Source organism: Pseudomonas sp. S1(2024) (assembly GCF_046557535.1).
This window is the reverse complement of record NZ_JBKGFP010000108.1, coordinates 23,789-31,633: the sequence shown is the minus strand read 5'-3', so window position 1 is coordinate 31,633 and position 7,845 is coordinate 23,789. Positions and strand designations below refer to the sequence as shown.

Below are 7,845 nucleotides of genomic sequence, written 5' to 3'. Positions count from 1 at the left end.
GCAGATCGTTACCCGTTTTTTCAGTCATACACATTTGTAGGAGCAGCCTTGTGCTGTGAAGAGGCCGGTACGAGCGATACACATGTTTGGTCAGTACCGGCCTCTTCGCAGCACAAGGCTGCTCCTACAGGTCAGTGCCCAATGGCACTGATAGTCAGTGAATCGCCACGGGGTTGGTGTTCTTGCCGGTCAACAACCACCCTCGTGCAGCGCCAGGCTCTGGCGCAACTGCACGAGCATGGCCTGTCGCAATGCCTGCGGCGCCTGCACGCGGATCGAGCCGGCCTGGGACAGCAGCCAGCCCATCAGCGAGCGGTTGTCGTCGACGGTAGCTACCAGGATGGCACCACCTTCCGCCTGCAGCGTCAGTTGCATATCTGCCGACAGTGGCGACGCCTCAAGGCGCCGGGCAAGGGCATCATCGACCCAGGCGTGCAACTCGACCTGTTCCGCAGGTGAGAGCGCATCGGGCTGCAGCTGTTGCGCTTCGCCAGGGTTCAGGCCCGCTTGCCAGTACCAGCCGTAGGGCATGCCTTTGCTGTTGCACTGCAGCGGGAACAGTGCCGCGAGTTCGACCAGGTCGCGTTCGACCGTGCGTTTGCTGGTGATATAGCCAACGGTGGTCAGGGCGGCCTGCAACTGGGTGGAACTCATCCCCGGGTGACGGCCTGGCAGCAGCTTTAGCAGCTGCCACTGGCGGGCGATGGTGTGGCGGGTAGGGTGGCTGGGCAAAGGGCTCGTCCTTGAAGGCAGGCACGAAGCCTGCCTAAGTAGTGGCGTTTAGCTATTGCTCAGCATACCTTGTAGCAGAATGGGATCCAAGTTTTCGCATTTGGCGTTCAGTCCAGGCGCGTCACCCATTTGCCTGTGCCTTGGCCCTCTTTCAGCTGCCGCAGAGCCTGTGGCAAAGCAGAGAAGGTGAACTCGCGGCGCTGTGGCGCGATCAGGCGACCATCGGCAATGGCCTGCAGCAATTTTTCACCGGCCACGCGCAGGGCTTGGCGGTCTGCCAATTGGCCGTAGGCATGAATGCTGTTGAGCGCCACTTCATGCAGCGAGATCGCCGTGCTGAAAGCAGGCGTTGGTGCGGTTTCCTGGCGGTCCTGGATGCACACGAGGTGGCCGTTGTAGCCGAGCAGGTGGGCCAGGCTGCCGGCATGGGCGCCGCTGACGGTGTCGAACAGGGCATGCAGCGGGCGCTCGCCCAGGGCGGCCTGCAGTTGGTTCTGCCAGTCGGCGTCGTGGTAGTCGAACACCCCGCTCACACCGAGGGCCTTGAGCGAGGCGTGGTGGTGTTGGCCGGCACTGGCCCACACGCGCAGACCACGCTGCGCGGCCAGCTGCGCGAGGTAGAAGCCCACCGCGCCACCGGCGCCGATCACCAGCACGTCGCGGCTGGCACCTTCGGGTACCTTGGCCAGGGCCTGCCAGGCGGTCAGGGCGGGGCAGGGCACGGCGGCCGCGGCGGTGTCGCCGAGCGCACTGGGGATATGCATGACCAGGCTGGCATCGAGCAGGCAGTGCTCGGCAAAACTGCCGTCACGCGCCAGCGATTGGTGGTAGGCGACGCGGCTGCCCAACGGCATGTCGACGCCTGCGCCAACCGCGACTACCACACCGGCGCCATCCACGCCCGGGACCGTGCCCTGCTGCCAGGCCGGGTGGCCCCACTCGCAGATTTTCCAGTCCACCGGGTTGAGGGCAATGGCGCGGTTGGCCACCAGCACCTCACCGGAGCCGGGTTGTGGCACGGGTTTACGCAGCAGTTGCAGGCCGTCGAGGCCGGCGTTCGGGGTCCAGGCCCAGGCTTGATGATCGGTTGGCATGGTGCGGGTCCTTACGAGACGGGTGTGGGCGGCAGGCTAGCGGGGTTCGGGCGTGGGAAAAAGGTGCGGTGAGGGCAAGGTGTTTTGACTAGAGGACAAAAAAGCGGGGCCGCTGTGCGGCCCATCGCAGGCAAGCCAGCTCCCACAGGTACAGCACCAGCCTGGAGCCTGTGCAATTCCGGTGGGAGCAACTGTCTTTAGAAATTTATTTTCAAGCGTGCCATTCGGGCAGGGCTTCGCCCTCCATTCGCGGGCACGCGCGCTCCCACAGGTACAGCGTACTTTCAAGTGCAGCGCCGTACCTGTGGGAGCGGGCGTGCCCGCGAATGCGTCTGTCAGCCAACACAAAAGATTGACCCTTTCGCAACAGCCCAATCGCAACCTTTGCTTCCAGATCAAAACTCATTGTCCCGTGCCCATCTTTTTCCCATCCCCACGTCCCCCGAGAATCCACCCATCCCAACCTTCCACAGGTGATTCTCAAATGCCTCTCGCCTTGTTAGCCCTGACCCTGGCGGCTTTCGCCATCGGCACCACGGAGTTCGTGATCGTCGGCCTCATCCCGACCATCGCCAATGACCTGGCAGTGACACTGCCTTCGGCCGGCCTGCTGGTAAGCCTTTACGCCCTCAGCGTCGCCATCGGCGCGCCCCTGCTCACCGCCATGACCGGCCGCGTCCCGCGCAAGCTGCTGCTGGTCGGCCTGATGGCGCTGTTCACAGCCGGTAACCTGGTGGCCTGGCAGGCGCCCAGCTACGAATCGCTGATCATGGCGCGCATCCTCACCGGCCTGGCCCACGGGGTGTTCTTCTCGGTGGGCTCGATCATCGCCACCAGCCTGGTGCCGAAAGAAAAAGCCGCCAGCGCCATCGCCACCATGTTCAGTGGCATGACCGTGGCCTTCGTCACCGGTATCCCGCTGGGTACCTTCATCGGCCAGCACTTCGGCTGGCGCGTGACCTTCCTGGTGGTGGCTGCCTTCGGCCTGGTAGCGCTGCTCGGCGCACTGCTGTTCGTGCCCAAGCGCATCCAGCACAGCCAGCCGGCACCGCTGCTGCGCCAACTGCGGGTGATGCTGCAACCGCGCCTGCTGCTGGTGTATGCCATGACTGCCGTGGGTTACGGCGGCTCGCTGATCGCCTTTACCTTCCTTGCCCCGATCCTGCAGGACATCGCCGGCTTCGGCGCCAATAGCGTCGCCCTGGTGCTGCTCGCCTACGGCGTTTCGGTTGCCCTTGGCAACATCTGGGGCGGCCGCCTGGCCGACCGCAAAGGCCCGGTCAAGGCATTGTCGATCATCTTCCTGCTGCTGGCCGTGGTGCTGCTGGCGCTGACCTTCACCGCGCCGCATCCGGTGCTGGTGGTAATCACCGTACTGGCCTGGGGCGCGGTGGCCTTCGGCAATGTGCCGGGGCTGCAGGTGTACGTGGTGCAGCAGGCGGAAAAGGTCGCCCCCGACGCAGTCGACGTGGCGGCCGGTTTCAACATCGCCGCCTTCAACCTGGGTGTGGCCGGTGGCTCCTGGGGCGGTGCCCAGGTGGTGCAACAACTCGGCCTCGGCCACACCCCATGGATTGCCGCGCTGGTCACCCTCGGTGCCCTGACCCTGACCCTGTACAGCGGCCGCCTCGACCGCCGCGTACCTGCCCAGTCACCACCTGTCGTCAGCCGCGCCTGACCCCTGATTCGCCTTACGGAGATGCTCGCAATGGCTCAAGATCCACTGTTCCAACCCCTGCAATTCGGCGCCCTTAACCTGCCCAACCGCGTGCTGATGCCACCGATGACCCGCTCCCGCGCTGCCCAGCCTGGCGATGTACCGACCGCGCTGATGGCCGAGTACTACGCACAACGCGCCAGTGCCGGGCTGATCGTCAGTGAAGGCACCTGGATCTCGCCACTGGGCAAGGGTTACGCCCGCACCCCGGGTATCCACACCCAGGCGCAAATCGACGGCTGGCGCCAGGTCACCGAGGCTGTGCATGCCGCGGGCGGGCGCATGTTCGCCCAGCTCTGGCACGTCGGCCGCCTCAGCCACAGCAGCCTGCTTGGTGGCCAGGCACCGGTGTCGTCCTCGGCGATGCAGGCCGAAGGCGTGAATGTGTTCATCGACAATGCCGACGGCACGCCAGGCTTTGTCCAGGCTTCCAAGCCGCGCGCGTTGAGCGAAGCGGAAATTGCCGAGATCATCGAGCAATACCGCCAGGCTGCGCGCAACGCCATGGCCGCCGGTTTTGACGGTGTCGAGTTGCACGCGGCCAACGGATACCTGGTCAACCAGTTCCTCGATTCCGGCGCCAACGACCGCACCGACCGCTACGGCGGTTCGCTGGAAAACCGCCTGCGTTTCCTCGACCTGGTCACCCGTGCGCTGGTCGAAGGTACCGGCGACGCCCAGCGTGTAGGCGTACGCCTGGCGCCGCTGACCACGCTCAATGGCTGTGTCGATGCCGACCCGGTCACCACCTATACCGCAGCGGCCAAGCGCCTGGGCGAAATCGGCATCGGCTACCTGCACATTGCCGAAGCCGACTGGGATGACGCGCCGGACATGCCGGTGGACTTCAAGCAACAGCTGCGGGCGGTGTTCCCCGGGGTGATGGTGTATGCCGGCAAATACACCGGCGAACGTGCACGGCGCGCGCTGGAGGAGGGCTGGGCTGACCTGGTCGGCTTCGGCCGGCCATTCGTGGCCAACCCGGACCTGCCGGCGCGGCTGAAGCTGAATGCGCCCCTGGCCGAGCACGAACGGGCCACGCTGTTCGGTGGTGATGCCCATGGCCTGACCGACTACCCGCCACTGGCAACAGCCTGACTTCAGGCTCTACTTCTGTAGGAGCGGGCTCACGCTGTACCTGTGGGAGCGGCTTTAGCCGCGAACACCGGCAACGCCGGTGCCATCCACCGTGTCGCCTGCTTCGCGGGTGAACCCGCTCCCACAGTGACCGTGCAATTTCGAGGTAGGGTGTAAAAGTTCTTAGTGAAAAAGCCTGCTTCACTGAAGTTCCTGCAAGGCCGCCATTCCCTGTTTTACTCCATCAGCATCACAGCGTTGGCGTATTTTTCCTGGTCCGGTGTGAACGTTGTCAGCATGCCGGTGTGATTACAGGTCAGGGTAAGCTCTGTTCGCGTATCGATGAACAGATCCTCGCCGCGAAGGCCCTGCCATTGCGCCAGGTACTTGAACGAACCGTACTTCATCGGTTTCTTCAATGCGCGATCATGGCCACCTTTCCAACCTAGCACCGGGAGCGCGCCATCGGCGCAGTGCCGGGCAAGTTCTGGCTGGGCCAGAGCCCGCTCACGGCCAATCTCCCAGCAGCGGATCAAGCCCTCGTCGGGCCCCTTCCATGCTTCTTCCCAAGTGATCAAGGGGCGGATGGGGTGATGAATAGGGCGTCGAATGACCCCGGTAGCTCGATCCATGACTGAGATTGTCCGTAATGTTCAGTTGGGCTGGATGCTACTAATTGGCCACTATCGTGTCCAGTGCTCGTCTACCCCAGCTCTGCGTTCAGTCAAGGCTGTGCTGCAACGCCTCGATAAACACCTCTTCCGCGCGGCTGAAGCGCTGCTCCCTGTTCCACAACAGGTGGATATCCACATCGGCAATCCCTTCCTGCGGCGGCAGCTTCCACAGCAACCCGGCGTCTACATCCGGCGCTACCACATGCTCGGGCAGGCAACCTATGCCAAACCCGGCAATCACCAGCCGGCGTACCTCCTCAAGGCTTGGTGACGAGGCCACGATCCGCCCGGCAAACCCCTGCTGGTCGCGGAAAATGGTCAGTGGCGACAGCATGCCGCCAATCTGGTCACTGGTGAAACTGACGAAATTCTCCCGCTGCAGGTCGCCTTCGTCCTGGCCGAACAGGGCATGGTGCTTGCCACAGAAGAACGCATAGCGCTGGCGCAGGAACAACCGTTGCTCCAGCCGTGGCTGCGCACGCCGGTTAAGGCTGAGGCCCGCCGTGGCGGTTTTCTCCTGCAGGGCGGCAACGATGTCGGAGCTGCGCATCACGTCGATCTCCAGCTCCACCCGCGGGTGCTGGCGGTGGAAGTCGGCGAGGAAGTCGTCGAAGTGTTCGTTGACGATACGGCTGATCATCAGCAGGCGTACCTTGCCCACCAGTTCGTCCGCCGGCTGCTCCAGCAAGCCGCCGATCTGCGACATCTGCCCATAGACCTCGCCAGCCAGCTGGAACAGCTGCTCGCCCATTTCCGTCAGCACGAAGCGCGGCCCGCGGCGGGCGATGAGCTGGCGGCCAAGCTGTTCTTCAAGGCGCTTGAGCGCCTGGCTCACTGCCGGCTGGGTGAGGTGCAGGCGGGCGGCCGCACGGCTGATGGACAGCTCCTGGCCGATGACCCGGAAGGTGCGCAGCAGGTTCCAGTCGAGGCGGTCGTTGAGCAGACGGTCGGGCATGGCAGGGCTCGATAATAAGCAAGGCTAATATTTCGAATAATAAATAGAAAATTGACTAATCATAGCCCCGGGCCGATAAATCGCAGATATCGAGGCCTGCCGAGTCGGTGTTGGATTCTTCGCGGGCTTGCCCGCTCCCACAGGGTTACCACAAGTTTCGAATGCTGCGCAGTACCTGTGGGAGCGGGCGAGCCCGCGAAGAATCCAACACCGATTCAACAGGCCAAGCGCCACAAGAGCGCCCCCGTGCCCCTGACAACTCCTGCCAGAACAACAAGCAAAGGAGCCCCCATGAAGCCCACCGCTTCCCCCCAGCCACGCCGTGCCGCCGCCGCCGCGTTCATCGGTACCATGATCGAGTGGTACGACTTCTACATCTACGCCACCGCCGCCGCCCTGGTGTTCGGCGCGCTGTTCTTCCCCTCCGACAACAGCCTGTTCAGCACCATGGCCGCGTTCGGTACCTTCGCCGTCGGCTTCTTCGCCCGGCCGCTGGGTGGCATCGTCTTCGGCCACGTGGGCGACCGTATCGGCCGCAAGAAGTCGCTGGTCATCACCTTGCTGATGATGGGCATCGTCACCGTGGGCATCGGCCTGCTGCCGACCTACGCACAAATCGGCGCCACCGCGCCGGTACTGCTGATCCTGCTGCGCATCGTCCAGGGCATTGCCGTGGGCGGCGAGTGGGGCGGGGCGGTGCTGATGGCCGGTGAGCATGCGCCCAAGGGCCGGCGCAACTTCTTTGCTTCGTTCGCCCAGCTGGGCAGCCCGGCGGGCCTGATCCTGTCGCTGCTGGCCTTCGGCGCGGTCACCCGCCTGCCGGAAGAAGACCTGATGAACTGGGGCTGGCGCGTGCCATTCCTGGCCAGCGCACTGTTGCTGCTGGTGGGCCTGGCGATTCGCCTGGGGGTGAATGAGTCGCCCGAGTTCATCGCCAGCCGCGAGCAGGCGGAAAAGGCCCGGCGCAAGGAGCAGGCACCGGTATTCGAAGTGCTGCGCACGGCCTGGCGCCCGCTGTTGCTGTGCATCGGTGCCAATACCCTGGGTATTGCCGGGGTCTACTTCACCAACACCTTCATGATCAGCTACACCACCCAGCAGCTGCACCTGGAGCGTTCGTTGATCCTGGAGTGCCTGTTCTTTGTGGCGATCATCCAGTTCTGCGTACAGCCGTTGGCTGCCTGGCTATCGGAAAAGATCGGCGCCACCCGCTTCCTGGCCCTGGTCGCGCTGCTGGCGATGGCCTCGCCTTACCCGATGTTCGTGCTGGTCAGCTCGGGCCAGGGCCCATTGATCGTACTCGGCATCGCCCTGGCCGCCGCGTGCATGGCGTCGTTCTACGCGGTGATCGCCGGCTACGTCAGCGGCATGTTCGACACCCGCGTGCGCTACACCGCCATTTCCCTGGCCTACCAGATCTGCGGCGCCATCGCGGGCGGCCTGACTCCGCTGATCGGTACCTGGCTGGCCCACACCTTCACCGGCCAATGGTGGCCGATGGCGGTGTTCTACACCCTGATCGCCACTATTTCGCTGGTCTGCGTGCTCGCCCTGGCGCGCCAGTACGCCCGCAGCCAGCGCCTGGAACTGGCCTGA

7 protein-coding genes are annotated in these 7,845 nt (G+C 64.3%); 3 read left to right on the top strand and 4 right to left on the bottom strand.

Features of this window, described 5'->3' with window-relative positions:
• Window positions 1–189: 189 nt before the first annotated feature.
• Both ACLCGK_RS28950 and ACLCGK_RS28945 read right to left on the bottom strand, forming a co-directional pair.
• Window positions 190–732, bottom strand: a complete 543-nt coding sequence (locus tag ACLCGK_RS28950; protein ID WP_038409286.1) for a WYL domain-containing protein — start codon at window positions 730–732, stop codon at window positions 190–192.
• A 107-nt stretch (window positions 733–839) separates the two neighbouring features.
• A complete protein-coding gene (locus ACLCGK_RS28945; RefSeq protein ID WP_410953441.1) occupies window positions 840–1,826 on the bottom strand; it encodes a zinc-binding dehydrogenase in 987 nt (328 codons plus the stop codon).
• A 484-nt stretch (window positions 1,827–2,310) separates the two neighbouring features.
• On the opposite strand from ACLCGK_RS28945, the gene ACLCGK_RS28940 reads away from it, so the two are divergent.
• Together ACLCGK_RS28940 and ACLCGK_RS28935 are read left to right on the top strand one after the other, a co-directional pair.
• Window positions 2,311–3,504, top strand: coding sequence for an MFS transporter (locus tag ACLCGK_RS28940; RefSeq protein ID WP_410953440.1), 1,194 nt, complete (start codon window positions 2,311–2,313; stop codon window positions 3,502–3,504).
• A gap of 30 nt (window positions 3,505–3,534) precedes the next feature.
• The gene (locus ACLCGK_RS28935) at window positions 3,535–4,641 is read left to right on the top strand and encodes an alkene reductase (protein WP_410953439.1); all 1,107 of its coding nucleotides are present in this window, start codon (window positions 3,535–3,537) and stop codon (window positions 4,639–4,641) included.
• A 215-nt stretch (window positions 4,642–4,856) separates the two neighbouring features.
• On the opposite strand, the gene ACLCGK_RS28930 is transcribed toward ACLCGK_RS28935, so the two are convergent.
• Together ACLCGK_RS28930 and ACLCGK_RS28925 are read right to left on the bottom strand one after the other, a co-directional pair.
• A complete protein-coding gene (locus tag ACLCGK_RS28930; protein ID WP_023662326.1) occupies window positions 4,857–5,252 on the bottom strand; it encodes a hypothetical protein in 396 nt (131 codons plus the stop codon).
• An 88-nt stretch (window positions 5,253–5,340) separates the two neighbouring features.
• Window positions 5,341–6,249, bottom strand: coding sequence for a LysR family transcriptional regulator (locus ACLCGK_RS28925; protein ID WP_013972045.1), 909 nt, complete (start codon window positions 6,247–6,249; stop codon window positions 5,341–5,343).
• A gap of 291 nt (window positions 6,250–6,540) precedes the next feature.
• Between ACLCGK_RS28925 and ACLCGK_RS28920 the strand changes: the two genes are divergently transcribed.
• On the top strand, window positions 6,541–7,845 hold the full coding sequence (locus ACLCGK_RS28920) for an MFS transporter (protein ID WP_191472875.1): 1,305 nt from the start codon (window positions 6,541–6,543) through the stop codon (window positions 7,843–7,845).

Coding starts and splice junctions, on each gene's coding strand:
- ACLCGK_RS28940 (WP_410953440.1), top strand. CDS start 2,311: ATGCCTCTCGCCTTGTTAGCCCTGACCCTGGCGGCTTTCGCCATCGGC.
- ACLCGK_RS28935 (WP_410953439.1), top strand. CDS start 3,535: ATGGCTCAAGATCCACTGTTCCAACCCCTGCAATTCGGCGCCCTTAAC.
- ACLCGK_RS28930 (WP_023662326.1), bottom strand. CDS start 5,252: ATGGATCGAGCTACCGGGGTCATTCGACGCCCTATTCATCACCCCATC.
- ACLCGK_RS28925 (WP_013972045.1), bottom strand. CDS start 6,249: ATGCCCGACCGTCTGCTCAACGACCGCCTCGACTGGAACCTGCTGCGC.
- ACLCGK_RS28920 (WP_191472875.1), top strand. CDS start 6,541: ATGAAGCCCACCGCTTCCCCCCAGCCACGCCGTGCCGCCGCCGCCGCG.
- ACLCGK_RS28945 (WP_410953441.1), bottom strand. CDS start 1,826: ATGCCAACCGATCATCAAGCCTGGGCCTGGACCCCGAACGCCGGCCTC.